General features: G+C 59.5%; 21 protein-coding genes and 12 tRNA genes. 1 reads left to right on the forward strand and 32 read right to left on the reverse strand.

Annotated elements, in window-relative coordinates:
* Positions 1 to 54: 54 nt before the first annotated feature.
* The 20 genes from G463_RS0103845 to miaB all read right to left on the reverse strand — a co-directional run bounded on the left by G463_RS0103845 (position 55) and on the right by miaB (position 11,493).
* Positions 55 to 1,563 (reverse strand): spore germination protein, encoded by a 1,509-nt coding sequence (locus tag G463_RS0103845; RefSeq protein ID WP_051321900.1) that lies wholly within the window; start codon positions 1,561 to 1,563, stop codon positions 55 to 57.
* A 129-nt stretch (positions 1,564 to 1,692) separates the two neighbouring features.
* Positions 1,693 to 1,785: transfer RNA gene (locus G463_RS0103850), tRNA-Ser, on the reverse strand.
* Between the two features lie 9 nt (positions 1,786 to 1,794).
* A tRNA-Val gene (locus tag G463_RS0103855) sits at positions 1,795 to 1,870 on the reverse strand.
* Positions 1,871 to 1,936: 66 nt separating this feature from the next.
* A tRNA-Thr gene (locus G463_RS0103860) sits at positions 1,937 to 2,012 on the reverse strand.
* 1 nt (position 2,013) lies between these two features.
* A tRNA-Asn gene (locus G463_RS0103865) sits at positions 2,014 to 2,088 on the reverse strand.
* A gap of 38 nt (positions 2,089 to 2,126) precedes the next feature.
* A tRNA-Ala gene (locus G463_RS0103870) sits at positions 2,127 to 2,202 on the reverse strand.
* Between the two features lie 30 nt (positions 2,203 to 2,232).
* A tRNA-Pro gene (locus G463_RS0103875) sits at positions 2,233 to 2,309 on the reverse strand.
* Positions 2,310 to 2,386 (reverse strand) — tRNA-Arg (locus tag G463_RS0103880). It abuts the tRNA gene before it with no gap.
* 24 nt (positions 2,387 to 2,410) lie between these two features.
* A tRNA-Gln gene (locus tag G463_RS0103885) sits at positions 2,411 to 2,485 on the reverse strand.
* Positions 2,486 to 2,488: 3 nt separating this feature from the next.
* Positions 2,489 to 2,564, reverse strand: a tRNA-His gene (locus G463_RS0103890).
* Between the two features lie 2 nt (positions 2,565 to 2,566).
* Positions 2,567 to 2,642, reverse strand: a tRNA-Trp gene (locus G463_RS0103895).
* 20 nt (positions 2,643 to 2,662) lie between these two features.
* Positions 2,663 to 2,746 (reverse strand) — tRNA-Tyr (locus tag G463_RS0103900).
* A 4-nt stretch (positions 2,747 to 2,750) separates the two neighbouring features.
* A tRNA-Thr gene (locus tag G463_RS0103905) sits at positions 2,751 to 2,826 on the reverse strand.
* Between the two features lie 86 nt (positions 2,827 to 2,912).
* Complete coding sequence (gene hfq / locus G463_RS0103910) at positions 2,913 to 3,158, reverse strand: RNA chaperone Hfq (protein ID WP_026974123.1); 246 nt, start codon at positions 3,156 to 3,158, stop codon at positions 2,913 to 2,915.
* Between the two features lie 37 nt (positions 3,159 to 3,195).
* Positions 3,196 to 4,170: a tRNA (adenosine(37)-N6)-dimethylallyltransferase MiaA gene (miaA, locus tag G463_RS0103915; protein ID WP_026974124.1), complete on the reverse strand. Its 975-nt coding sequence runs from the start codon at positions 4,168 to 4,170 to the stop codon at positions 3,196 to 3,198.
* Positions 4,157 to 5,002 (reverse strand): class I SAM-dependent methyltransferase, encoded by an 846-nt coding sequence (locus G463_RS18645; RefSeq protein WP_051321901.1) that lies wholly within the window; start codon positions 5,000 to 5,002, stop codon positions 4,157 to 4,159. The genes miaA and G463_RS18645 overlap by 14 nt, the downstream gene beginning before the upstream one ends.
* The gene (gene mutL, locus G463_RS0103925; RefSeq protein WP_026974125.1) at positions 4,995 to 6,908 is read right to left on the reverse strand and encodes a DNA mismatch repair endonuclease MutL; all 1,914 of its coding nucleotides are present in this window, start codon (positions 6,906 to 6,908) and stop codon (positions 4,995 to 4,997) included. Before mutL ends, G463_RS18645 begins: the two co-directional genes overlap by 8 nt.
* Positions 6,875 to 9,541: a DNA mismatch repair protein MutS gene (mutS, locus tag G463_RS0103930; RefSeq protein WP_026974126.1), complete on the reverse strand. Its 2,667-nt coding sequence runs from the start codon at positions 9,539 to 9,541 to the stop codon at positions 6,875 to 6,877. Before mutS ends, mutL begins: the two co-directional genes overlap by 34 nt.
* 39 nt (positions 9,542 to 9,580) lie before the next feature.
* Positions 9,581 to 10,003 (reverse strand): YlbF/YmcA family competence regulator, encoded by a 423-nt coding sequence (locus G463_RS0103935; RefSeq protein WP_035485599.1) that lies wholly within the window; start codon positions 10,001 to 10,003, stop codon positions 9,581 to 9,583.
* Positions 10,000 to 11,493 (reverse strand): tRNA (N6-isopentenyl adenosine(37)-C2)-methylthiotransferase MiaB, encoded by a 1,494-nt coding sequence (miaB, locus tag G463_RS0103940; RefSeq protein WP_026974128.1) that lies wholly within the window; start codon positions 11,491 to 11,493, stop codon positions 10,000 to 10,002. Before miaB ends, G463_RS0103935 begins: the two co-directional genes overlap by 4 nt.
* Before the next feature lie 267 nt (positions 11,494 to 11,760).
* Here miaB and G463_RS0103950 point away from each other — a divergent pair, with 267 nt between their 5' ends.
* A complete protein-coding gene (locus G463_RS0103950; protein ID WP_026974129.1) occupies positions 11,761 to 12,012 on the forward strand; it encodes a hypothetical protein in 252 nt (83 codons plus the stop codon).
* Between the two features lie 24 nt (positions 12,013 to 12,036).
* Here G463_RS0103950 and G463_RS18650 read toward each other — a convergent pair whose 3' ends face one another.
* From G463_RS18650 to G463_RS0104010, 12 genes are all read right to left on the reverse strand, one after another.
* Positions 12,037 to 13,341 (reverse strand): YheC/YheD family endospore coat-associated protein, encoded by a 1,305-nt coding sequence (locus G463_RS18650; RefSeq protein ID WP_051321902.1) that lies wholly within the window; start codon positions 13,339 to 13,341, stop codon positions 12,037 to 12,039.
* Between the two features lie 27 nt (positions 13,342 to 13,368).
* Positions 13,369 to 14,859, reverse strand: a complete 1,491-nt coding sequence (locus G463_RS18655) for a putative amidoligase domain-containing protein (RefSeq protein WP_051321903.1) — start codon at positions 14,857 to 14,859, stop codon at positions 13,369 to 13,371.
* Positions 14,860 to 14,884: 25 nt separating this feature from the next.
* The gene (locus G463_RS0103965; protein WP_051321904.1) at positions 14,885 to 16,264 is read right to left on the reverse strand and encodes a YheC/YheD family endospore coat-associated protein; all 1,380 of its coding nucleotides are present in this window, start codon (positions 16,262 to 16,264) and stop codon (positions 14,885 to 14,887) included.
* A gap of 14 nt (positions 16,265 to 16,278) precedes the next feature.
* Positions 16,279 to 17,469, reverse strand: coding sequence for a YheC/YheD family protein (locus tag G463_RS18660; protein WP_051321905.1), 1,191 nt, complete (start codon positions 17,467 to 17,469; stop codon positions 16,279 to 16,281).
* A 76-nt stretch (positions 17,470 to 17,545) separates the two neighbouring features.
* On the reverse strand, positions 17,546 to 18,085 hold the full coding sequence (gene cotE / locus G463_RS0103975; RefSeq protein ID WP_026974131.1) for an outer spore coat protein CotE: 540 nt from the start codon (positions 18,083 to 18,085) through the stop codon (positions 17,546 to 17,548).
* A gap of 203 nt (positions 18,086 to 18,288) precedes the next feature.
* Entirely contained in the window at positions 18,289 to 19,242 is a 954-nt protein-coding gene (locus tag G463_RS0103980) for a dipeptidase (RefSeq protein ID WP_245575680.1), read from the reverse strand.
* Complete coding sequence (locus tag G463_RS0103985) at positions 19,239 to 19,499, reverse strand: stage V sporulation protein S (RefSeq protein ID WP_026974133.1); 261 nt, start codon at positions 19,497 to 19,499, stop codon at positions 19,239 to 19,241. The genes G463_RS0103980 and G463_RS0103985 overlap by 4 nt, the downstream gene beginning before the upstream one ends.
* Positions 19,500 to 19,582: 83 nt before the next feature.
* Positions 19,583 to 20,359, reverse strand: a complete 777-nt coding sequence (locus G463_RS0103990) for a TIGR00282 family metallophosphoesterase (protein WP_026974134.1) — start codon at positions 20,357 to 20,359, stop codon at positions 19,583 to 19,585.
* Positions 20,360 to 20,417: 58 nt separating this feature from the next.
* Complete coding sequence (gene rny, locus G463_RS0103995) at positions 20,418 to 21,959, reverse strand: ribonuclease Y (protein ID WP_026974135.1); 1,542 nt, start codon at positions 21,957 to 21,959, stop codon at positions 20,418 to 20,420.
* Positions 21,960 to 22,137: 178 nt separating this feature from the next.
* Positions 22,138 to 22,803: a regulatory protein RecX gene (locus G463_RS18665; protein WP_051321906.1), complete on the reverse strand. Its 666-nt coding sequence runs from the start codon at positions 22,801 to 22,803 to the stop codon at positions 22,138 to 22,140.
* Entirely contained in the window at positions 22,793 to 23,839 is a 1,047-nt protein-coding gene (gene recA, locus G463_RS0104005; protein WP_026974136.1) for a recombinase RecA, read from the reverse strand. The genes G463_RS18665 and recA overlap by 11 nt, the downstream gene beginning before the upstream one ends.
* A 287-nt stretch (positions 23,840 to 24,126) precedes the next feature.
* A complete protein-coding gene (locus G463_RS0104010; protein ID WP_026974137.1) occupies positions 24,127 to 25,707 on the reverse strand; it encodes a DEAD/DEAH box helicase in 1,581 nt (526 codons plus the stop codon).
* Positions 25,708 to 25,755: the final 48 nt, after the last annotated feature.

Consider the following 25,755-nt stretch of genomic DNA (forward strand, 5'->3'; position numbering starts at 1 on the left):
AGGTGGACACAAAAGCGTCCCCGGTGCTTACACCGAGGACGCTGGCGAGGTATCTCACCCTTTGCGGCGAACGATTTTCGGTTGAAAAATGGGTGGACGTCCGGATTCCACCGCTGTGGGACGGCGAAACAGAATCTCCCGCAGCCCGTTTCGCCATTGAAACGGAATGAGTGGCCAAAGATACGGGATGCCGAAGGAACGGGTTCGATACAACAGGAGGAACCATGTGATGCAGGCAATGGCGAATCCCCAACCGCGGAAGAATCCCGTCCAGACAATGATCCAAAAACGGGCCATTTGATTCGCCGTGGCCAACTCGAAGGATGACGTTGCGAATTGCGCAATCATCACAAACCCCATGTAGACGAGGACTTCCGGTTGAAGCAGGTGAATGTGCGTGGAGAAATCACCGAACAACATCGCGGCCACAATCCCCACCGCCGAAGCGAGGGTCGATGGCGTATTGATGACCGCCAGGCGCAGGATGTCCAGCGCCAGCTCGGCCACCAGGAGTTCCACGAACAATGGAAGCGGATCGTCCCGCGAAGCGATGAAAAAACTCAAGCGCCTGGGCATCGCAGTCGGATGTGCGTTGACGACCAGGAACACTCCGGGCAAAAACACGCTCATCAGCACCGACAACAGGATGACCCAGCGCAGATACGTCCCAATCATCGGATAGGAGTGGTACTCCTGGGGATGCTGCAGATGCTGAAAGAAGGTGACGGGCGCAATGATCACTTCGGGACTGGTATCCACCACAATCAACACGTGACCATCGAGCAGAGCGGTGGTGGCGACGTCAGGGCGCTCGGTATATCGCACAATCGGATACGGATTCCACCGTACCTTGCCAATCAATTCGGCCACCGCCTGATCCGCCATCGCCAGCGAATCTACGCGAATCCCCTTCAATCGCGCGCGAATGTCATCGACCAACTGCTCACTGGTGACATCCTGCAGATACAGCAAGCTCACGTCCGTTTGAGAACGTGCGCCAATCTGCATCAGTTCGATGCGTAGCCGCGGATCCCGAAGGCGTCGGCGAATCATCGCGCAGTTGAGCAGCATTGTCTCGGTGAACGAATCCGCCGGTCCACGAATCACCCGCTCCACCTGGGGATTGGAGATACTGCGCATGGGGTACACCCGCGTGTCCACCAACAGCGCCTGATTGCATCCTTCGATGAACGTGACCATCGGACCGGAGAGGATGAACCGGATCACGTCCGACATCTTGTCCAACACCTGGACCTGCACAAACGGCAGGTGCGTGTTCAGGTACTCCATCAGCTCATGCGCGGTGTATCCTTTATCGGCCGGATATTCTTTGGCGAACGCTTCCACCGTTTGTTCGAAATTCTGCATCAGCAACAGCACGTGCGTGGTCATAAAGAATCCGTTCATGATGTATGTGGTCATGTGCACGTGGTCGTAGTGGAATGGCTTTTGGATGATGTCCCACGTCGTCCCGATGCCCAACAGTTCGTGGACAAACTCAACATTTTCGCTCATTCGGGACGAAATGGGGGTTTGCTCGGCTCGCTCCATGGCGGTTGTCATTGACAGTCCATACCCCTCCATCCCAGTCTCCCGTCTACCATCCCCGAACGGAGGGAAAATCATGCAACCCCGCCGACTGCGAGACAACACAAAAAAAGAAGGTCCTTTTCAGGAACCTTCCTTGTTCGGTGGCGGAGTGAGACGGATTCGAACCGTCGATACGGTGTTACCCGTATACTCGCTTAGCAGGCGAGCGCCTTCGACCTACTCGGCCATCACTCCAGGCGTGATTGGTGGGCGGTAACGGGCTCGAACCGCTGACCCCCTGCTTGTAAGGCAGGTGCTCTCCCAACTGAGCTAACCGCCCAAAATTCTAATTGCGGACGCTGCACCGAAGAAGGCGCTCGCGCCCACCTTCGAAGCGAAAACACCGTGGAGCTCCCAATCGGACTTGAACCGATGACCTCATCCTTACCATGGATGCGCTCTGCCGACTGAGCTATGGGAGCATGGCTCCCCGAGTAGGATTCGAACCTACGACCCTCCGGTTAACAGCCGGATGCTCTACCGCTGAGCTATCGAGGAACAAGGATACCGTACCCGTCCATTCAGGTACGACAGGATGGTGGAGGTAGACGGATTCGAACCGACGACCCCCTGCTTGCAAGGCAGGTGCTCTCCCAACTGAGCTATACCCCCAGGACATCCGCTCTCCCCGTCAGGAAAGCGTGGTCGGAGCAGCGGGATTTGAACCCACGACCTCCTGCTCCCAAGGCAGGCGCGCTACCAAGCTGCGCTATGCTCCGTGGCGTGCCCGGAGAGATTCGAACTCCCGACCTCTTGATTCGTAGTCAAGCGCTCTATCCGGCTGAGCTACGGGCACATGGGTCCGGTCGCGAAGACCGTTTGGCTGGGGAGGAAGGGATCGAACCTTCGCATGACGGAGTCAAAGTCCGTTGCCTTACCGCTTGGCTACTCCCCAATATGGGGTGAGTAGTGGGAATCGAACCCACGAATGCCGGAACCACAATCCGGTGCGTTAACCACTTCGCCATACTCACCATGGCAGGGGCGGCAGGATTCGAACCCACGACATGCGGTTTTGGAGACCGCCGTTCTACCAGCTGAACTACGCCCCTGCATGCCGCTCACAGCGGCTTGGTGGAGGGGGAAGGATTCGAACCTTCGAAGCTTTCGCAACGGATTTACAGTCCGCCCCAGTTGGCCACTTTGGTACCCCTCCGCACTGGAGCCAGCGACAGGAATCGAACCTGCGACCTACTGATTACAAGTCAGTTGCTCTACCTGCTGAGCTACGCTGGCGCCGCGACAAGACGTAATGTATCACATCCAAAACAGCATTGTCAACGGGATTTTCTTTCCATTAGCCATCCAAAATTGACCAGCGGTCATCCCTCCGTCGTGTTCGACTCCAGGTTCAGCGTGACGCTGCGAAACGGCGTAAATGTCGAGATGGCGTGTTTGTATATCATCTGCTGTTTGCCTTCCGATTCCAATACGATGGTGAAGTTGTCAAACGCGCGGACGAGGCCGCGAATCTGAAACCCGTTGACCAAATATACGGTGACGGGAATTTTGTCCTTTCGAATTTGATTCAAAAACGTATCTTGAATATTGATTGGCTGTTTGCTCATCTGTATGCCCTTCTTTCAGAAAAGTGGTACTTCACACTTATTCTCGGCAGGCGCTTTGGATTCCTGCCAGCATACGTTGGCCCACCGATAAAATCCGTTGCAGATCCGCATCTTCGACCCGTCCCTCGGGATCTAATTCAATCCACTCCACCCGCGGATCCCTCCGGAACCAGGAAAGCTGCCGTTTCACAAAGCGACGGGTGTTCTGTTTCACTGCCGCCACCGCCTCGGCCAACGAACACTCGCCGTCCAGCCAGGCCAACAACTCTTTGTACCCAATCGCCTGCATTGCGGGCAGACTGCGCGAATAGCCGCGTTCCCACAAGCGCGTCACCTCAGACGCCAACCCGTCCGCCATCATTGCATCCACGCGTCGATTGACGCGCTCATACAGAATGGGCCTATCCACCGTCAACCCGAACTGCACGGTCCAATATCGGCCACCTTTGACCCGCCAATCGTACGATGCGGACAAAGGCCGTCCACCCCCCGCCTCATACACCTCCAAAGCGCGCAGCACCCGCCGCGTGTCATTGGGATGCAGGCGCTGCGCCGTGGGCGGATCGACCTTGGCCAACGCCGCATGCAACGCTTCCGCGCCATGGGCTTCGAGATACCGCACCCACCGTTGACGCGCCTCCGGCGCTTCGGTGGCAGCACCAAAATCCAAGTCCTCGCAGATGGCCCGGATGTACAAGCCGGTGCCGCCCACAACAATTGGCAACTTGCCGCGCCGGTGCAACGCAGCGATGACCTCGTCCGCGGCGGTCACCCAGTCGGCCACCGTGAACCGCACATCAGGTTCGACCAAATCGAGCAGGTGGTGAGGCACGCCCTGCCTCGCGTGCAGAGGAACCTTCGCGGTTCCCACGTCCATGCCGCGGTACACCTGCATCGAATCCGCGGACAGCACCTCTCCGTTTAGAATTTTGGCCAACGCAATGCCAAGATCGCTCTTCCCGGTGGCGGTTGGCCCGACGATACACAACACCGGCGGCTTATGTTCGTTCATACGCCGTCTCCTTCCACGCGACACCATACGCGAATTTGGCGCGCGGTTTGTCCGGGTGCAGATGAAAGCGTTCGAATTCCCCGGAATCCGGGCGCTCTTTCAACACAACCGCCCGCCGCGCAACCCGCAGCGCCTCCCGCCAAGCATCGTGCGCCAGAGGCGCTGGATTGGCCAGTCCCCGCACGCTCTCCAGATCTGACGAGGGATTGTGCAGCGGATGGCGAAACATCGGATCGAAATACACCACGTCCACAGCGTTGTCGCTCATCTGTTGGAGCACCGCGACGTGATCTCCACAGTGCGCTTCAATGCGAGCCAACAGGGGCTGGAGCGACGGGTACAGGTGTCCTTCGTAACGCTGGGCGTATTGAAACAGGCGAACCAGCAGCCACGACGAATCACACGCCAGCACGCGCCCCGTATCCCCCACCGCGGCCGCCAGCACGAGGCTATCCACCGCGAGCCCGAACGTGGCGTCCAACACCACATCCCCGCGGCCAATGCGGGCGACCCGCACCAGCCGATCGCGCTGCCCCCCGCGCATAGCAGCAATGCGAGGCAGCGCCATACCCGGGTGAAACCACACCGGCTGCTTCGGATTCGCCCGCAACACCACGCGCAGCGGCTCATCCGCCACCACGATGGCGTCCGCACCCGTCTTTCGAAACAGCGTCTCCAGGCTGTCCTTACCGCGCCGAACCACGTCGCAGGTAAACCACTCCGCCGCCCGGCGCACGCGAATTCTGGCCACGGACGTCACATTCACCGGTGTGGTGCAACAGACTCGCAGGGCCCCGCTTTCGTTTCGGTGGACACTCGCGATGTCAAACAATGCGTCGAAACTCCTTCTCCAATTGCTGCGCGGTCAACCGCAAAAAGACCGGACGTCCATGCGGGCAATGAAACGGATCTTCCAGGGTCGACAGCGCTTCGCACAAGGCCTCCATCTCGAGCGGATGAAGGAAGTCATTGGCTTTGATGGCTGCCTTGCAGGCGCGCATCACAATCTGATCCCGCAATACATCCCGAACGTTGGACAGCCGTGCGGAGGCAGCGAGGGTTTCCAGAAACTCTTCCACCAGTTGACCGTAGTCGAGCCCCTCCCAAATGGTTGGAATGGTGCGGACCACCACGTCTCTGCCTCCGAACGCTTCAAGACTGAGCCCCATCTCCGCGAGCAGCTCGCGATGCGTCTGAACCGCGTCCCACTGCGCCCCCGACAGGGTCAGGTTGAGCGGCGTCACCAACGCAATGGCCGGCACTTCAGCCGCGCGCATGCGCTGGCTGAAACGCTCGTACAACACGCGTTCATGCGCCGCGTGTTGATCAATCACGTAGAGGTCCTGACCATCCTCCGCAATCATGTACATCCCCAGCGCCTGCCCTACGGGGCGCAGCCGCCAGTTCGATGGGCGCTCTTCAGCCGCACGGTCCGCGTCGGGCGCAGCGGGCTCATCCGCCACGGGCACATCCGTGTGGGATGGTTCGGGCGGACTGCTTTGCAGCGGCATCCATTGTTGCCAGTCCACCGGTTGTTTGGGCGTGCGGGACACGGTCGGCACACTGCCTTCGCGCTTTCCCGGGGACGCGGTCAGTACCCTCGATCCGGCGCTGGTGGGATATCCGGTCCCCGGCTGGTAGGGCGCAGCCGGTTCCGCCGTCGTCGCCAACTCCAGCTTCGCCTGCTGGCCCGACACGACACGCCGGTCGCTGGCTGGCGTCCCACTGAACGAAACCCCCGGGACCAGAAATGTGGTATCGAGCACACTCTGGACGGCTCGCTGCACCATCTGCACCACGTCTCGTTCCTCACTGAAGCGGACCTCAGCCTTGTGTGGATGAATGTTGACATCCACCAGCCCCGGATCCATCTCCAGGTACAGGGCGTACATGGGATGTTTGCCCACCATGAGCCGGTTGCCGTATCCGGCCACCACGGCTTGGTGCACGGCGGGGTTTCGAATGGGGCGTTGATTGATGTACAGATATGTATGGCTGCGGCTCGACTTGGCCTGTGTGGGGCGTCCAATCCACCCGTGCAGGCGATAATCCGCAGTGTCCGCCGTCACAGGCAAAAACTGCTTCGCTTCGCCCACGCTGTACAGCGCTGCCAGCACATCGCGAACACTGCCGTTGCCCGTGGTCTGAAACACCACGTGGTCATCGATGGCGCAACGAAACCCCACATCCGGCCGCGCCAGCGCCGCCCGGTGGATCACATCCAGGCACCTCGACTGCTCCGTCTGCACGGATTTGAGGTACTTCAACCGAGCCGGGGTGTTGAAGAACAAATCCCGCACTTCAATGCGGGTTCCGGGCGGCATGCCCACGGGCTCCGGTGCACTCGGCTTTCCCCCCGCCACTTGGACGGTCACTCCCTGCTCTGCGGTGGGCACTCGCGACTGCAGGGTGACCTTCGCCACAGCCGCGATGGATGCCAGCGCTTCTCCGCGAAAACCAAGCGTTGAAATGCGCATCAAATCCCGCGCTTGGCGAATTTTGCTGGTGGCGTGACGGGCGAACGCCAACACCGCGTCCTCAGCGTCCATCCCACGCCCGTTGTCCTGGACCGTGATTTCGCGAATCCCGCCTTCGACCAAACGCACGAAGATGGAGGTGGCGCCCGCATCCAGGCTGTTTTCCACCAACTCTTTCACGCAACTGGCCGGACGCTCGACCACCTCACCCGCGGCGATCTGATTTGCTAGGTTTGCCGGGAGTACTTGGATTTGTCCCACTGCAAGACCTCCCTCGCCTGTTCGACCAAATTGTGCAGTTCATTGAGTGCCGCCACAGGCGTCAACGTGTTGACGTCAAGCTCGGCCAACGCCTGAAGCACCGACTCCCCACGCCAAGCGAACAGGGGCAGCGAGAAATCTGGCGACGCCATCTTACTCGATGAGCCGCCATGGGAGTCGACCGCAGCCGCCGTTTCCACACCAGCGTCGACCGTGGACTTCCCCGCCTCGGCCGTCTCTCGCACTTTCAGCAACGCCGCTGCCCGCTCAATCACAGCATCCGGAATCCCTGCCAGTTTGGCCACCTGTATGCCGTAGCTCTTGTCGGCAGGGCGCGGCACCACGGTGTGCATGAAGGTGATGCCATCCGGACTCTCCCGGACCAGCACCGAACAGTTGGCTGCCCCATCCAGGCTATCCGCCTTTTCGGTCAGTTCGTGGTAGTGCGTGGCGAACAGAGTCAACGGCCGACTGTCCGGCGACAACAGCGCCTCCATGACCGCCTCGGCGATGCTCATCCCGTCGTACGTACTCGTCCCTCGTCCGATTTCATCCAACAACACGAGGCTCCGGTTCGTCGCCTGCCGTAAGATCTGCGCCAGCTCGACCATTTCCACCATGAAAGTGCTCTGGCCTTCGGCCAAATTGTCGGATGCGCCAATCCTGGTGAAAATGCGGTCCACCAGTCCAATCACAGCGGACTCCGCAGGCACGAAACAGCCCATGTGCGCCATCAGCACAATCAGTGCGGTTTGGCGCATGTATGTACTCTTTCCGGCCATGTTCGGCCCGGTGATCAGCAGCAAATCGGCGTCGTCGCCGAGCCGCACGTCATTCGGCACGAACGTGCCGGGATGCGCCGATTCCACCACCGGATGCCGACCCTGTTGAATGAAGATGCCGCGCTCCGCCCGAATCACCGGCCGGGTGAACCGACACTCTGCCGACACGGTGGCCATGGAACACAGCGCGTCCAGCACCGCAATCCGCTCGGCCACGCGCTGAAGATCGGTGAGGCGCTCCACCACACCATCCCGCACCTCGCAGAACAGCTCGTACTCCCGCTCCACACTGCGCTCCGCCGCCGTCAGAATTTCCGCCTCGCGCTGCTTCAGCTCCGATACCACGTACCGTTCGGCCGCGGCCAGCGTCTGCCGGCGCTCGTACGTGTCCGGCACCAGGTGCACGTTCGCCTTGGACACTTCGATGTAGTAACCGAACACCTTGTTATACCCTACTTTGAGCGACCGGATGCCGGTTCGTTCCCGCTCCTGCTGCTCAAACTGCGTCAACCATTCCTTGCCGGAACTGCTCAATGTCCGCAGCCGATCCAACTCCGCATCCACCCCGTCGCGGATCAAGCCGCCTTCGCGAACTCCGAGCGGCGGTTGGTCCACGAAGGTCCGGAGAATGGTTTCCGACAGGGACGCGAACTCAGGCAGTCCCCGCATCAATTGCTGAAGCAGATCACTCGACGCATCCCGAAGCATGTCCTCGAGACTCGGGAGTTGCGCGAGCGATTGACCCACAGCGCGGAGGTCCCGCGCATTCGCGGTCCCGAGGGCGAGCCGGCCCGCCAACCGTTCCAGATCATAGATTTCCCGCAGCGTCTCGCGAATCGACTCGCGCAAAAAAAAGTCGTCCACCAGCGCCTGGACCGCACCCAGCCGATCTTCAATGGCGGCCACGTCAGCCAATGGCCGTTCAATCCACGTTCTCAGCATACGAGCACCCATCGCGGTCACCGTCGCATCGAGCAGGCCGAACAGCGACCCTTTCTTTTGCCGCCCCCGTCCCGACTCCAACAGTTCCAGATTCCGCTGCGCCGTGTAGTCCAATACCAGGTGCCCACGGCTCGCCAAATTTTTCGGAACCCGCAGATGCGCAAGCCGTTGTTTCTGGGTCGCCGCCAGATAATCCATCACCGCGGCCAAGGCTTCCACGGCCACCGGTACGTCGTCCAGCTCGAGGGCCGCCAATTGCGGGAGGTGAAATTGCTCACACACCGTCCGCTCGGCGCGAAGCGGTGCGTCCAAGGGTTCGTCAACCCACGAGATACGCACGCCGTTTTGTCGGCTCCATTCGTCCACCGCACTCCCTGCCACCCAGTCCTGCTGACTGCTGTACGCAAGAATTTCGGCCGGCGTCCACTGTGCCAACCAATCCCGCAGCTGGTCCTGGGACGATTCGGCGTACCACAGATCACCGGTGGCCACATCGGCCAAAGCCAATCCACAGGTTTCCCGACGCCGAACCAGCGCCGCGAGAATCCGGCGCTGATCTCCTGCCTCCTTGGTTACAGTCCCCGGTGTCACAATCCGAACGACTTCACGTTTCACCAAACCCTTGGCCTGCTTGGGGTCTTCTGTCTGCTCACAAATGGCCACACAGTACCCCTGGTCCACCAGTTTCTCAATGTAGGCCGTGGCCGCGTGGTACGGAACGCCGCACATCGGCACGCGCCCCTGGCTGCCGGCGTCCCGCCCCGTCAGCGTGATGTCGAGAGCCCGGCTCGCGGTGATGGCGTCATCGAAGAACAACTCGTAGAAGTCGCCCAACCGGAACATCAGCAACGCGTCCGGATATTGTCGCTTAATGTCCACATACTGCTGCATCATCGGCGTCAGCGCCACACAAACACCCCCTGCACCACAAACTCGCGAACCGGCCGGTCAGTCGTTCTCCCCACAGGTGCAGCCGTTGCCGTCCGGACCCTTGCCGCATCCCTGTCTTGGTCCCAGTTCAACCGGCAGACGTTCCCCGAGCCGAACCAAGAGCAGATGCATGACGCCTTGTACGAGGTCGTTCAGTTCCGCCTGAGCTTCTTTGTACTGCATGGCCACCGGGATGCCGTACAATCGTTCTTCGAGGACTTGAATTTCGGCGGCCAATTCCTGCACCTTCGGGTGGTCCGCCGGGAGAGCCTGGCTCAATCCAATCCGGTTGTTCGTCTTCAACTTTAGTGTTTCAAACAGTTTCTGCGCCTCCGTGTGCGACTCCATCTTGGCACGGGCCTTCCAGTACTGGTGGGCCGCCTCCGATTGGCAGATCATTTCCGCAATGGTGTCCGCTTTGGCCATCAACGCGTCCATCATGCCAATTCCTCCTCGGCGACGGCAACGAGCGACCCCATCAACGTCCAGGTCTTCGGCTCCACAATCCGCACCGGCACCGTTTGCCCGGTCAGCAACGCATCGCCCGGAAACAGCACCAGCTTATTGGTCCTGGTGCGTCCCGCCAACACATCCGGGTTGGTCTTGCTCTCTCCTTCCACCAACACATCCACCACGGCGCCCGTCAACTGTTCATTGTGCGCGCGGCTGATGGCGTACTGAAGGTCGTTCAAACGCTGCAACCGCGCCTTCTTGACACACATCGGCACGTCGTCCGGGAAGTTGGCGGCAGGGGTGTTTTCCCGCGGCGAATAGATGAAGGTGAACGCATTGTCGAAGCGCACCTCTTCGACCAGACGCAGCGTATCCTCGAACTGCTCCTCCGTCTCGCCGGGAAAGCCCACGATGATATCGGTGGTCAAGCTCACGCCCGGGATGGCCGCACGAATCTTGCGGACCAACTCCAGGTAAAATTCACGGGTGTGTGATCGGTTCATGCGCTTGAGAATCTGGTTGTTCCCAGACTGAACCGGCAGGTGGATGTGTTCCACCACTTTGTCGCAGTCGGCAATGGCGGAGATCAATGCATCCGTGAAATTCCACGGATTGGACGTCGTGAACCGAATCCGCTCAATTCCCTCCACGGCATTGACCTGCCGAAGCAACTCGGCAAACGTGATGGTTTTGAGGTCGACGCCATAGTCGTTCACGTTTTGTCCGAGCAGGGTGATTTCCTTCACGCCCGCGTCCGCCAGCGACCGAACCTCGGCCAAAATATCTTCGGGCAGGCGGCTGCGCTCCGCACCGCGCGTGTACGGGACAATGCAGTACGTGCAGAATTTGTTGCATCCGTACTGAATGTTCACCCAGGCCCGCACCCGATCCTGACGAACCTTCGGAATATCTTCAACGGTCTCCGCCGCCTTGTCCCAGACTTCCAGAATGGTTTCCTGACTCTGCCGAGCCTGGATGAGGAGCTGGGGCAGGCGGTGAATGTTGTGCGTGCCAAAGACCACGTCCACCCACGGGAACTTCTCAAGAACGAGCTGCTGCACACCCTTTTCCTGCGCCATGCAGCCGCACAACCCAAGGATCAATTCGGGATTCACCGACTTGAGCGGACGCAGCCGCCCGATTTCACCGAACACTTTGTCCTCCGCGTTCTCGCGAACCGCGCACGTATTGAAGAGGATGAAATCCGCTTCGGCGTCTGTGGCAGCCGGTTGATAGCCCATGGCCTGCAACAAGCCGGCCATCGTTTCCGTGTCATGTTCGTTCATCTGGCATCCGTAGGTTTTAATCACATAACGATACGGCTCGCCCGACGCTTTCAATCCCACCTGGTAATTTCTCGTCAGTGCCTCGACGTCGAACGAGGTTCTCGTGGCCGTGTTCGGCCGATGCGTTCCAAACACCATGCCCGCTCCGGGCTGCAGGCGCCCCTCTCGCAGCTGGGTGATCAAATTTTCCATTCCGCTTCACTCGCTTTCCACGTATTCATGAACGTCATGCGCAAACTGGCCATATTCAAACCCTGTCGGGAGAAGTTCGCTTGGAGCACTTGTCTGTGCATACATCATCCTTCATTATATAAGAAAACCCAATCGTATCGCGAAAGCCAAGTCTTGCTACCCGTCTGAGGAGCGGACTCGGCCAGGCTCTCCCATTATAGACCGGTCTTTCCGCAGTGGAAAGCTTGTCCATGTCAAAGGTTTTCCACAGGGAAAAAGGAGTGTCTCATGTCCGAAAAACGACAGGTACCCACGTTTCGACTTCACTTACCAGAGCACGCGCAGCCGCTGGAGGGACCGGTGGTCTGTCCGGATCGGACGGAGGTCGCCACCAATCTGACGACCATTCACCACATCCTGAAGGCGCACGATGCCTGTCTCGTGTACGCGGGGCAGTGGGTGTACGTGCCGTTTCACGCCATCCGCAAAATCGAACGCGGCGCACATCGGTTCCAGTTGCCCTGGCCGCTCAATCCATGACGGCACGCCTGGACGTCCCCGCCGTCAGCCGCGTCGATTGGCACCGGTGGTGAGCGGAGCCTGCGCCTGCCGCAGGTGGTCCAGGTGATTCAGCACCCCGACCAAAGAGCGCGAGCGAATATCCGCCTCGTCAAATTTCATGGGCTTCGCATTGGCCTCGAAAAACCAGGGATGTCCTTCGTCATCCACGCCCACATCCATCGACATTTCGCCAAGCGCATAGTGATAGTGTGCGTCGATAGCTTTTGCGCAGCGGATCAGCATGTCGTCCATCCGTTGATCCACGGCTTGACTTTGCTCGCCGAAATGCTTCGTCATCACTTCGGTCGCATCGGCGATGCTGCCGCCGTTTGGGACATGGGTGGTGATGGTATGCTGACCGGCCACGCGAACGCCTTTCCCCACCACGGACCACAGATCTCCCCGCTTTTGCAGCAGCACGCGAAAGTCACAGGGTCGGCCTTTCCACATCAGCAGCGGGACCGCCGCCTGAATCACGTAGCGCCCCGGCACGCGTTCCTGGCGAATCATCTGCAGCAATCGGCGAAAGGTCGGTGCCGAGAACGTTTTGCAGCTGGTGTTTTTCAGCACGCTGACGGTGAAGCCACTCGCTGCATGGTCAATTCGAATCATCCCGTGTCCAATGCTGCCGCCCGCAGGCTTCAAGTACACGGCGCGATGCCGCACCAGCATCTGTTCCAGCGCCGTCGCCGCCAGTTGATTGACGGTTTCCGGCAGATACTGTGCGAGCCCCGCCGCCCGAATGACATCGTAGACTTCCGCCTTGTTGAAGTAGTCCGGATTGAACATCGGGATGGCGAGCGAGCGTAAAATCTGCTTCGCCTGCACGGTTGCCGGTTGACGTTCCAAATACCGGGTAGGAATGCGGTTGTACATTGCCTCGGGATGCGGAACGGGGAGCGCCAACCAGCGACGGTACCCGAGCCGGACGTACCCGGTCCAGGTCGCGTCCTCCGAGACCGCATTCGTCGGAACCACGTACATCAGACAGTTGCGTCGCCGCGCGACGCTCATCAGGTCGCGAAAGCAAGATCTCGAACCAATGAACTGGCCTCCCCCCGCGCCTGCCAGAATGGCGTAGACGGGTCCCGCCGTCCAAGCCCCCGCCGTCCGATGAACGCCAATCCGCTGCCGATATCGCACCTGCCCGCGCGGCAGGCGAGATACCAGCGGCACCCGCCAGTTCGACAGACGAACCAGCGCATTCCCGCCGAGTTTCCGAACTGTTTCAGGAACCAGAATCACCACCGACCATCTGCCGTTCCCTCGGTCCAGCCACACGACTTCCCCATTCCATGTTCGGCTCACGACCGTGCCTCCCTCCCGTCCTTCGGCCTATCCTCGCCCCACAGCCGCGCCCGCGCGCGCCGTCGTCCCCCGCTGTGGTCGCCGTGCCGATCCCGCCCGTCGAATGGTGAGTGGAAGTCCCCACACCGTCCGCACATCGACCGATTCGTCCCACGTTTGTCCGCGGCGGATCATGTCCATCAGCGGATCGATATATTCTTTGTACCGCTCATACGCGCTCAGTCCGGAGAGCGCGCGCAAGTTCCGCTCAGCAATCGGGCGCAGCAGGTCTTTATCTCCGGTCAGGAATGCGGTTTGCAGCCGCTCCTGGTACAGATCCACCAACGGCAGTTCCCGATGGTGAACCGCCACGACGTAGGCCAGACACAATGCGGCCATCGTGATGTCCGGATGAACGACGAAACTGCCGGGGGTGCGGTATTCAAACCCTCCGTAGTCCTTGTGCCGAATGTCTCCGAGAAATCCGTAGCGCTGCCGCCGTAGGCGGGCGGTTCGAGCGTCCTCCACCAGCATCAGCGGCAAGCCCACGTAGTTGTCGAGAGCTTTCACGAGGCGACTGGAGAAGGGTATGCTGGAAAAATGAATGTGCCCACCGGTCCAGTAGCGCCGGAACGGCATGCTCCCCGCGCGCCACTCGACATTTGCTCGGTTGATTTTTTCGATGGCCTCCAACATGGCTTCCCGCAGGTTGGCCACCAGTCCAAGGGGTGTGCTGTCCGGCTCTGGTCGAAGCTCCATCAGCGGCAGCCGCTTTCCATCAAACTGGATGCTGCGGTCATCGCAGCCAACGCGCCCCTTGCGTGTGAAATACCGACTGGCGAGGACCATCTTCCCTTCAGCGTTCCGGAGAATCAATTCCACGTCCGCCCCGAGCAGGAACGCCCCCGGCTCCACGCCGGAACGCTGCTCTTCTCGGCGCACGAACGACGTCACCGCATCGGCGTACAAATCCAACAATCGCCCTAGCAGCACGGGGGCACCGGTGACGTCGAGGACGTACAGGACGCCTTTTTGCCCCATGCCGATGCTGACGAGACCGTGGTCCAGTCCCAGCGTGTGCAGTGCGCGGGCCGCCAAGCGCACGGCGCGCATCGTCGCTTTGTCTTCGTCCAGCGCCACTTCTCGAAACGTGTCCTGCAACTGCTGAATTCGCTGGTTGATCCAGACGGGGGCATTGTCGGACCGAAAGCAGGCCAACGGTGTCAGGTCGAACAGCGGAATGCGATACTGTCGTACCAGCCGTACATCCTGCGCTCCGTTCCTGTCCTTCGACCAAACGCGAATCCCCATTCGGCGCAGAAACCGCGCCATGGACGCGCGGCTGAGCGTCCGCGCCATGGCGTCCTGCGGATTGAGCGCCTCGGCTTCCGGGGGGTCTGCCTCCGCGTGCCGTCCCCAGCGGATCACCGTATCCCCGCTGGCCAGATGCGTACTGGAGAGGTAGGGCTTCAGCGACGGTACCCTTTTCAACAATCGCTTGGCCGATGGTTGCCCAGCGTGCAGCAAATAGCAGGTCATGGCCCACAACTCCTTTCAGGGTCGGTCACCCCTTCGCCTTGGCCAGCCGCAATGCGTACTCCATTGGGCGTGAAAACGCCAGGTCCACAATGTCCTGGCGACCCGTTTCTGTGGTTGGCGATTTCCATGGTTTGGAGTTCACCTCTATGATCCAAACGTGTCCGCGATCATCCAGTCCGACGTCAATCCCCAATTCTCCGAACGTCTTCCCGGATTGCGCCTCAATCACGTCTGTCACCAGACGGCTCACTTTGCGAATCATGCGCCTCGCCCGATTCCGCCGATGCGGTTTGGCGTACAGTTCACGCAGCACCGTGTCCACGGACAGCGCTTCGCCACCGCTGCTCAAGTTGGACGTGAACTCGCCGGATCTGGCGACGCGGGCGAACATCTTGGTGCGTTTCCACTCCCCGGTGCCGTCCCGCTGCAGCACAATCCGGATGTCGAACGGCCGCTGTTTGTGTGTCGCCAACGGAATGCCCTCCTGAAGCAGGTAGGGACGTGACTTCAAGCGTCCCTTCAGGGCGTCGAGCAGCGCCTCCGGTGTGGCGGCCCGCGCCGTTTGCTTGCCGTTCTGCTGTTTCAGTTCATACAGGTATCCGGTGTCCCCCTGACGCGTGATGCGAATGATGCCGAGCCCCAGGCTTCCGTGAATCGGCTTGAGAAACACGACGGGATGCTGTTTGACAAATGGGACGAAATCTCCGTGTTCGCTGTATTTCAACGTCTGTGGAATATGCGGCCGCGTGCGTGCATCGGCGGTCAACCACTCGTGCACCTGCCGTTTGTCAAAAAATCCGTCGTTAAAAATGCGCTGCTCGTACAATTTGCTGAGCTTTCTCCGTTTTTCGATGTACTTTGGATTCCGTTCAACTTTTCTTGAAATCACCTGATCATAAATGGCGTCCGGAAGAGGAAGTAGCAACGGATTCCAATTTTCCCCATCCAACACGTAGCCGTGGACGCGTTGGCGGGCAAAATCCACATCCTGAATCCCAAACAGATACACGAGCGCGCCCAACTTCCGGCCGGCTTCCGCCATTTTGCGCAACCCGGGCAGCTGCTTGGAAGACATCAGACACTTCCGTTTGGCATCCCAGCGCGGATTGCAGAGAATACCGATGGTCGGCCCAACATGCACGCGGTCCCCCGCCCACCTGGCGGAGACCCAGTCGATGGGCACATGCAACAACACCTGCTGGATGAGACCCTCGCTGAACCACACCGTGTCCACCGGCACAACGGGATCGACGGTCAACAGCGCATCGATCACTTGGCGGCCAAAGGAACACCGGCAGGTCGCCATGCGCCGGCGGTCTGCCGGGAAGATGGCCTGGGGATGGGCGCGGATTTGGGGACGCGGATTGGGAAACACAACAATCCGATACGTGCGCTCTTCGCCCATGCGGATGGCCCCTTTCAACGATCTGATTCAGCGGAAACCCCGGTTGCCCTGATAGCATATTCAAGGAGCCCACGAAGTGACAGTTCACGGACATCGCCGGGCAGCGCTCGGAGCATGCGGCGCCCTGGCGTGGGATTGACCTCGAACAGCGTGACGTCCAGCGTTGGCCGAATCGCTAAATCCACCCCCACTTCCGCATAAGGACCATACAGTTCATACAGCCGGTCCGCCACGGCGAGGGCGACCGTATCCATCCGCCGCAATGCCTCCGCCACGGTTCCGGGGCAAAGTTGCTGCAACGCGCGCTCCGCCGGTATCGCCTCTCCGCCGCTGTGGATATTGGTGGTCACAGCGCCCGTACGGCCCACGCGCGCCACGCGCGCCATGACCTGGAACTTGTCTGTGCATTGGACGAGCCACCGAAAATCGATGGGGCGCTCGTCTTTGGTGCGCGGCAGCGCCACGGTCTGTTGCACCAGACAGCGATGAAGCCGCATGTCAGACCAGAATTGTGCCAATCCAGCGTCCTCCGCCAAACGCCGCTTCATCACCCGAATCTCCGGACGCCCTTTACCGGCGGGGGGGATCCGCTGCTCGTACAAGGCCACCGGCTCACCGTCCTCCACCATCACACGCACCACCCCCACCCCTTGCGCGCCGTTCAGCGGCTTTAGATACACGTCCTCGTACCGGGAGAGCGCCCGCAGCACGTGCTCGGGACCGTTGGCGACATGGGTGTGCGGCAACGCGTGCCGGATGGACGCGTGGTCATTCATTTTTTGATAGAACGTCCACTTATTGCTGATCTCTCGCGGCAGGGTGTGAAGGCGTTGGGCCGAAGCGAAGTGTCTCAAGTCTGCCTGAACCGTCCGCGGCGAAGCATGCCGAAAGCTGCCAGATCTGCGGATCACCACATCCGGATACGCCATGGCCACCGATTCCCAACGTGCACCGCTTTCATCCCACCGCCATCCGTTCCGCGTGCGCGCATAGCCGGGAGTCAGCACCGTCACATCCACGTCCAGTTCCTTGCCGAGTGACGTCAAATCCCGAAACATCGACGTTTGTTCGCCAAACAGGGCTCCACTTTTCTCCGGTCCGTCGACATACACGGCGAACACCGTACCGTTCCGCGTCGACCTGCGCGCACGAGATGGCGGTTTGCTCGCTCTCCCGGCGCCGCGCATGCCCGTCCAAATCGCCACAACCATCCCTCCTGCAAGAAAGGCGGGGCCTCTTCGCCCCGCCTTCTCCGTGGATTCGGCCTTGCGGTAAAATTCGTCAGTCCTCGATGTCTACTTCCTCCAGCAGATCTTCTTCCTCTTCCATAAAGTCGTCGTCTTTCTTCTCCACAGCCTCGCAGGTTACAATGCACAGTTTCGTCCGGCCAATCACTTCCACCCCCAGTTCTTTTTCCACGCGGACCAAGATCTCTGATCCGTTCCCCGTCACTGCAGCATCCAGGCAGTTCGGGTTCTGGAGCACCCGAACCTCCACTTCCCTTGTCTCCCGGTCTGCCGACAGGTCGAGGTCACGAAGCGCAATCTGCTCCACGTACGATACGGTGTCTTTGGCGACGGCGGTTTCCGAATTGCCGTTGTAGGAGTACCAGACGTTCACGTCGAATCGTCCGCGCACTTCCACGTAATCTCCGACCAATTCGGCCTCGTACGAATGATTCATGACCCAGCATCCGCCAATCGTGGTCGGCCGGTTTGCCGGGCGAATCGTGTACGTGGTCTGCGAGTACTTGCTACCTCGCCCACAAACCGCGTGGGCCATGATTTCGCGGTAGTTTAAATCTTTGTTTGAGAGCACCATGCGGCTACCTCCTCCTGAGTTCACAGGCGCAGAACGATGTTGCCCGAAGGCGACTGCCCAGCCTGCGGTACTGCATCAGTATGCTTTGCTGCGAACAATGGTGCGACGGTCCAGGGAGCATCCGCCCCGTCCGGCATACGCAAAAGGTCCCCGGTCAACAACGACCAGGGACCTGTTCCGAACCGATGTATCGCCAAGGGCATCTACGCATGACGCGGCAATGTACGATAAAGGAAGGATTCAAAATTGCGAAAGCACAACTTCTCCGCCAATGGACGGCCATACCTTTGCACCAATCGCTCAGTGAACGAGGCGTAATCTTCCGCAGTCGCCAAGCCTGCCACAGGGTGCGTGGTTCCATCAAAGTCCGATCCGAACCCCACATGATCCTCACCGCCGAGCGAGAGTACGTGATCCAAATGCCTGCACAACTGGTCCAGTGTTCTGTTCGCCGGGTCGCCCACGAAACTGGCTTCAAACACCAGTCCCATCCAGCCTCCCCGCGCGTACAGTTCGCGAATTACGTCGTCCGGAAGATTGCGCGGATGTCCGTGAATCGCCCGCGCATTGGCGTGGGACGCCATGATGGGACCGTTCGTATGCGTGAGCAGTTCGCGTACTCCGGCATCCGCCAAGTGCGCGATGTCAATCCACATGCCGAGCCGATGCGCCTCGCGAACCACGCGCCATCCCGCATCGGTCAGTCCTCCGCCCCGCGACTCCAGGCAGCCGTCGGCCAACGCGTTGGGATGGTTCCACGTCAGGCCGATACCGCGAACGCCCAACCGATACAGCGTGCGCAGCAGTTCCGGTTGGCCACGCAGACAGCCACCGCCTTCAAGGGACAACACGCCCGCGATGTTCCGGGACCGACGGGCAGCTATCCATTCATCCAACGTCCGGATGGGGGCGACACCTCCGGCCTGGACGATTTCCTCGTAAAACAAGTCAATCTGGCGAAGAACGGTCTCCAACTGGAATACGTCCGGTTCCCGCGGCGACACGTAGAGCGCGAATACCTGAGCCATGACGCCGCCTCTTTGCAATTTGTCCGCGCTCGCCTGCAGCGGGGAAGCTGGATCTGTGAACGAACATCCTTCCCGCTCCATGCGGTACAGCACATCGACATGGGCATCCGCCACCGCCAGTCGATTCATCGCGGCTCCACAATCAACTTGATGGCGGTGCGTTCTTCGCCATCAATGACAATATCGGTGAACGCAGGGACACAGACCAAATCCACGCCACTGGGTGCGACAAATCCGCGTGCGATGGCCACCGCCTTGACCGCCTGATTCAACGCGCCGGCCCCGATGGCTTGAATCTCGGCACTGCCGCGTTCGCGAAGTACACCTGCCAAAGCGCCTGCTACGGAATTGGGGTTTGATTTTGCAGATACCTTTAATACATCCACCCTAAGGCGACCTCCTTCAATGACCACGGGACTGGACTAGCACACTATATCGATATTCGCTGTATTCCGGTATATTCCTGTAATCAGGATTCCACGCGCCGAATTCGCTGAATGGATTGCGCGGTCCCGGTGACATCGTCCAGTTCCAGCACCACCGCGCAAAACTGTCGCGGACCGTCCGCGACTTGAAACCGCGCGGGCCTCTGCGTCATCATCTTGTGCATCACCCCTACCCGATCCATCCCGAGAATGCCGTCGTTGGGTCCCACCATCCCCACATCGGTGATATACGCGGTACCGTTCGGCAGCACGCGCTCGTCCGCTGTCTGCACGTGCGTGTGCGTCCCCAAAACCGCTGACACGCGCCCATCCAGATACCAACCCATAGCCAGCTTTTCAGACGTGGTTTCCGCGTGCATGTCGACAATGATGTGTCGGACACCCGATTGCTCCTGCAAAATCTGGTCCACCGCGCGAAATGGACAGTCCAACTGGCTGAGAAACGCCCGGCCCATTACATTCACAATCATCACCGGCACGCCCTTCACCTGACAGGTGGTGTATCCCCTGCCCGGCGTTCCCGGCGGATAGTTCGCGGGACGAACCACCCGTGCGTCGTCATCAATCCACAACTCGGTGTCCTTCTGATCCCACGCGTGGTTGCCCAGCGTCAGGAACTCAATCCCCGCATCGTACAGAAACTCAGCGCTCGCTCGGTTGAGTCCCCGGCCGTGCGTGGCGTTCTCTCCGTTGGCGATGACGAGGTCCGCGCCCCCCAGTTCCGCCATCTCGCGAAGACATTGCGCCGCGTACTCCTGTCCAGGCCTGCCCACGATGTCACCCACGAATACAACCTTCAAGCCTATCCCTCACGTTCCGCCGCACGACGAAAAAATAGAGCAGCCAAACACGGCTACTCTACTTTGCGTATTCCACGGCTCTAGTTTCTCGAATCACTGTCACCTTAATTTGACCTGGGTAATCCAGCTCGTTTTCAATTTTCTTGGAAATACTCTTCGCAATGCGTACAGACTCCGCATCGTCAATCACATCCGGCTTCACAATGATGCGCACTTCCCGTCCTGCCTGAATGGCGTATGACTTTTCCACACCCTCGAAGGACTCAGCAATGGCCTCAAGTTTTTCCAAACGTTTCATGTAAATATCCAACGTCTCTCGACGTGCTCCCGGCCGGGCTGCAGAAATGGCATCCGCAGCAGCCACGATGACCGAAACCGCTGAGCTGAACTCCACATCTCCGTGGTGCGCGGCAATGGCGTTGATGACCACTGGATGCTCGCGGTACCGTCGAGCCAGGTCTACGCCGATTTCGACGTGAGATCCCTCAACCTCGTGCGTAACCGCCTTCCCGATATCGTGCAACAAGCCACCGCGCTTCGCGAGATTGACGTCCAATCCCAGCTCCGCCGCCATCAGACCCGCCAGGTGCGCAACCTCCACCGAGTGCTTCAGCACGTTTTGTCCGTAACTCGTCCGAAAGCGCAAACGTCCAAGAAGCTTCACCAAATCCGGATGCATGCCGTGCACGCCTGTTTCAAACGTGGCCTGCTCGCCTTCCTCGCGAATCAAATCATCGATATCGCGGCGAGCCTTTTCGACCATCTCTTCAATCCGAGCCGGGTGAATTCGACCGTCCGCAACCAGCCGCTCCAATGCCACTTTGGCAACCTCTCTGCGGACCGGATCAAACCCCGACAGGATGACCGCCTCCGGCGTATCGTCAATGATCAGATCAATACCGGTCAACGTTTCCAGCGTGCGAATGTTCCGGCCTTCTCGTCCGATGATGCGCCCTTTCATCTCATCGCTCGGCAGATTCACCACGGAGACCGTGATCTCCGCCGCGTGATCCGCCGCACAGCGCTGCACCGCTGTCGCGATGATGTCGCGAGCTTTTTTCTCCGCTTCCTGACGCGCTTGCTGTTCAATCTCTTTCATCAGTACCGCCGCATCATGGCGGCTTTCCCGTTCCACGGCGGACAGGATGTGCTCCCGCGCCGCTTCCTGCGTCAAACCGGATATACGCTCCAGTTCTCGTACCTGCTGTTGATACAGAGCCTCAATATCTGCCTGCTTTTCCTCAAGCAACCGCTCTTTTTCTCGCAAAAGTTCAGAACGTTTGTCCAAAGACTCCAACTTTTTGTCAATGGCTTCTTCCTTCTGGAGAATGCGGCGTTCCAACTTTTGCAGTTCGGCGCGTCGCTCTCGCCCTTCGCGTTCCGCTTCCTGGCGAATTCGATGCGCCTCATCTTTGGCTTCCAACAACATTTCTTTTTGCTTTGCTTCAACGTCCTTCTGAGCCGACTCAATGATATGCAATGCCCGCGTTTCCGCAGCACCGATTTTGGCTTCCGCAATCGACTTACGAACCGCGTACCCAATCCCTGAACCGACCAGAAAGGCTACAATCACAACAACAATCCACACAAGTGGTTCCATGAAACTGCCTCCCTGCTCAACCCAGGCAACACTGCTGGGAACCGCTTTTTCGAGCTAGAGGCCGTAAATGATACGCAGTTCAATTGTATCTTTTTGTACCAATCGTTGTCAAGAAACCTGGCAGGGAGGACGAGTGCGCCACGCTGTGTCTTTCAGAGGCGTTTGGAGCATGGCGTGCTCACCCGTCGTCGGATGAATCCATTTGGTTCAGTACCCGGAGGATGAGTGAGGCTGGAAAACCCTTTCGCTGCAACGCTGCGCCGACCTGCTCACGACGCTTGGACGGCGGAACGTTCCGCTTGCGACTCCACATCCGGCGGGCCTGCGCCAGAGCCGCTTCGCGCTCGTCGTCTCGGTCGTCCTCTTGCATCAACGACCGCCACACAGATTCCATCACATCCGCGGCGATACCGCGCTGCTTCAGCTTCCACGAGATTTCTCTGCGACTCGCCCGCTCACGCCACGCCAGAATGTACTGTCTGGCATAATCCGCGTCATTCACGTAACCCAATGACTGCAGGTCATCGACGATGTCGGACGCCACTTCCACAGGGCATTGCAACCGCACAAGATAACGCCGCACTTCCTCTTTCGTACGCGGACGCAGTCGCAGATAGCGCAGGCTCTTATCCATATATAGCGCCTTGCTCTGTGCCGCTTCCAACTGGCGCATGTCGGAAGCGGACACCGGTTCACCGCGGCGGAGGCCCAAATCGGCAACCAGGCGCAGCGGAACCTCCAGCGGCTCATGTACGGCGAACAGCAACCGAACACAGCTCGGACGGCGCGGGATGTCCTCCATCCCCATCAGTCGATCCGGCTGTATCTCATCGCTATTCGTCAAAATCAAACACCTCGTCATCCACTGGCGCAGCGCTCACCAAATTTGCAGTCCCCAGTTGGAATGCCTCGCGAATCTTCTGCTCAATCTCATCCGCCACTTCCGGATGTTCCTTCAAGAACTGCTTGGCATTCTCGCGTCCCTGCCCGAGGCGTTCATCATTGTATGAATACCAGGCACCGCTTTTCTGAATCACATCAATGTCCGTCGCGATGTCAATCATGCTGCCCTCGCGGGAAATCCCTTCGCCAAACATGATATCCACTTCCGCCTGTTTGAACGGGGGGGCAACCTTGTTCTTCACCACTTTGATCTTCGTCCGGTGGCCAACCACGTCATTTCCCTGTTTGATGGCCTCACCTCTGCGAACTTCGAGGCGCACGGACGCGTAGAATTTCAAGGCCCGCCCACCGGTCGTGGTCTCCGGGTTGCCGAACATCACGCCGACTTTCTCCCGAAGTTGGTTGATGAAAATCGCCATCGTCTTCGATTTGCTGATGGCCCCAGCCAACTTGCGCAGCGCTTGCGACATCAGCCGGGCCTGCAAACCGACATGGGAGTCTCCCATTTCGCCTTCCAACTCATTTTTCGGAACGAGCGCCGCAACGGAGTCCACGACGATGATGTCCACCGCTCCGCTTCGCACGAGCGCTTCCGCGATTTCCAACGCCTGTTCCCCGGTATCCGGCTGCGAAATCAAAAGCTCGTCGATATTCACGCCGAGTTTTCCCGCGTACACCGGATCCAGCGCGTGTTCTGCGTCGATGAACGCCGCCTGCCCGCCTCGTTTCTGAACTTCAGCCACCGCATGCAGGGCCACCGTCGTCTTCCCGGAGGACTCCGGGCCGTAGATTTCAATAATTCGGCCTCGTGGAAAACCACCAATGCCGAGCGCAATGTCCAATGCAATCGATCCAGACGGCACCGTTTCCACATTCATGTTGGCGGTGGCTTCTCCCAATTTCATGATGGAACCCTTGCCAAACTGTTTCTCAATTTGCTTTAACGCAACCTCCAACGCCGCACGACGGTCGCTCATATACACCATCCTATCTGCATCCCCAAATCGGCATCGAACCACCGGCGCAAACGCCCAGCCGCTCAACCTGTGGAACTAGCTTCGCGCTGTCGCCCCTCGATTCCTGCTCCCTATTGTATCAATCCCAGCACAAAATGCAAACATTTGTTCGCCAAATCACACCGGCTTACATGCAGAACGGCGTGACCTCTGGCCACGCCGTTCTCGTTCCCGTTCGCCCGTTGTGGTTGAACAGACATTTCCGTTCCCGCGCGAGGGCGGCTCGTTCGCCCCCTCGCCGCAATGATTCACCGCGTCCGCAGCCGAGGTTTCGCCGGCTCCATATTGACGCGCGCGCCATTGATGCGGCTTTGACGCAGCGCCTCGTAGACAAATGGCGCGGATTCCTCCTCAATCTCCACGAACGTGAAGCGATCAAAGATATCAATCTTCCCGACCACTTGGCCAGGTACACCCGCCTCTTCCGAGATGGTGCGCACCAGGTCTCCCGGGCTGACGCGTGCGCTGCGTCCGATGTTCACGAAGAATCGAACCATGCCCGGGCTGGCGCCGGTATCGCCGAAGTCGTAGTCCGCTTCTTCCTGGCTCTCCAGTTCACCTGCGGAGGCCAGTTTCAACGCGGCGCAGGCGACATCGATGGGATCGTGCTCATCGATGATGTTGCCGAGAATTGCACGATAGTGTGCCAACCCGCCGTCCTGGATGGCTTCAATAATCCGATTTCGCCACATTTCCGCCTGCCGTTCGGCAACGTCCGCAAGCGACGGCACTTCTCGCGCCAGCAGCTTCGCCTTGGTCTCCCGCTCAATCTGTTTCAACAGCTTAAACTCACGCGGGGTCACCAAAGTGATGGCCAACCCCCGCTTGCCGGCACGGCCCGTGCGGCCAATGCGGTGCACGTAGGATTCCGGGTCTTGTGGGATATCGTAGTTGATGACGTGTGTCACATTGTCGACGTCGATGCCGCGCGCCGCCACGTCGGTGGCCACCAACAGCTCAACCTCGTTCTTGCGGAACTTGTTCATCACGCGGTCCCGCTGAGCCTGGCTGAGATCACCGTGCAGACCGTCGACCAGATAGCCGCGCGCAAGCAGCGCTTCGGTCAGTTCGTCCACACCGCGCTTCGTCCGGCAGAAGATGATGCCCAACTGGACGTCCTCACTGTCGACAATCCGGCACAGACTCTCGAGCTTGTTCCGTTCGAGAACCTTGTAATACACCTGATCAATCAGCGGTACCGTGACCTCGCCGCGGTTGACCGTCACGTGTTCCGGATTGCGCATGTATCGCGTGGCCAGCCGCTTGATATCCGTGGTGAACGTCGCCGAGAACAACATGGTCTGCCGGTCCTCCGGGGTCTCCCGGAGAATTGTCTCAATGTCGTCGATGAAGCCCATGTCGAGCATTTCATCTGCTTCGTCCAGCACCACGGCGCGCAGATTCTGCAGCTTCAACGTACCCCGCCGAATATGATCCAGCACGCGGCCAGGGGTGCCGATGACAATTTGCACACCCTGCTGCAGCGCACGTATCTGGTGTCCAATGGACTGCCCGCCGTAAATCGGCAGTGTCCGAACCCGCTTGTACTTGGCGATTTTCCGGAACTCCCCCGCCACCTGAATGGCGAGTTCGCGCGTCGGCGTCAACACCAACGCCTGGACCTTCCCTTCCGTGCTGACCATATTGACCAAAGGAATACCAAACGCAGCCGTCTTGCCTGTACCGGTCTGCGCTTGTCCAATCACGTCTCGCCCTTCCAACACCAAGGGAATGCAGGCGGCCTGAATCGGAGACGGTTCTTCAAATCCCATCTCGTCAATGGCCTGCTGCACCTTGCGATTTAGATCCAACTCTTGAAAAGCTGTCATTGTATCATCTCACCTGTCTCAAAAATTCCCGCAAACCACTGTCGGGCT

The sequence above is a fragment of the Alicyclobacillus contaminans DSM 17975 genome (genome assembly GCF_000429525.1).
In the GTDB taxonomy this organism is placed as follows: domain Bacteria; phylum Bacillota; class Bacilli; order Alicyclobacillales; family Alicyclobacillaceae; genus Alicyclobacillus_A; species Alicyclobacillus_A contaminans.

What these genes read in the sequence shown, in the direction of transcription:
- G463_RS0103845 (WP_051321900.1), bottom strand. Translation starts at nt 1,563, where the DNA reads ATGACAACCGCCATGGAGCGAGCCGAGCAAACCCCCATTTCGTCCCGA.
- hfq (WP_026974123.1), bottom strand. Translation starts at nt 3,158, where the DNA reads ATGAGCAAACAGCCAATCAATATTCAAGATACGTTTTTGAATCAAATT.
- miaA (WP_026974124.1), bottom strand. Translation starts at nt 4,170, where the DNA reads ATGAACGAACATAAGCCGCCGGTGTTGTGTATCGTCGGGCCAACCGCC.
- G463_RS0103935 (WP_035485599.1), bottom strand. Translation starts at nt 10,003, where the DNA reads ATGATGGACGCGTTGATGGCCAAAGCGGACACCATTGCGGAAATGATC.
- miaB (WP_026974128.1), bottom strand. Translation starts at nt 11,493, where the DNA reads ATGGAAAATTTGATCACCCAGCTGCGAGAGGGGCGCCTGCAGCCCGGA.
- G463_RS0103950 (WP_026974129.1), top strand. Translation starts at nt 11,761, where the DNA reads ATGTCCGAAAAACGACAGGTACCCACGTTTCGACTTCACTTACCAGAG.
- G463_RS18655 (WP_051321903.1), bottom strand. Translation starts at nt 14,859, where the DNA reads ATGACCTGCTATTTGCTGCACGCTGGGCAACCATCGGCCAAGCGATTG.
- G463_RS0103965 (WP_051321904.1), bottom strand. Translation starts at nt 16,264, where the DNA reads ATGGGCGAAGAGCGCACGTATCGGATTGTTGTGTTTCCCAATCCGCGT.
- cotE (WP_026974131.1), bottom strand. Translation starts at nt 18,085, where the DNA reads ATGGTGCTCTCAAACAAAGATTTAAACTACCGCGAAATCATGGCCCAC.
- G463_RS0103980 (WP_245575680.1), bottom strand. Translation starts at nt 19,242, where the DNA reads ATGAATCGACTGGCGGTGGCGGATGCCCATGTCGATGTGCTGTACCGC.
- rny (WP_026974135.1), bottom strand. Translation starts at nt 21,959, where the DNA reads ATGGAACCACTTGTGTGGATTGTTGTTGTGATTGTAGCCTTTCTGGTC.
- recA (WP_026974136.1), bottom strand. Translation starts at nt 23,839, where the DNA reads ATGAGCGACCGTCGTGCGGCGTTGGAGGTTGCGTTAAAGCAAATTGAG.
- G463_RS0104010 (WP_026974137.1), bottom strand. Translation starts at nt 25,707, where the DNA reads ATGACAGCTTTTCAAGAGTTGGATCTAAATCGCAAGGTGCAGCAGGCC.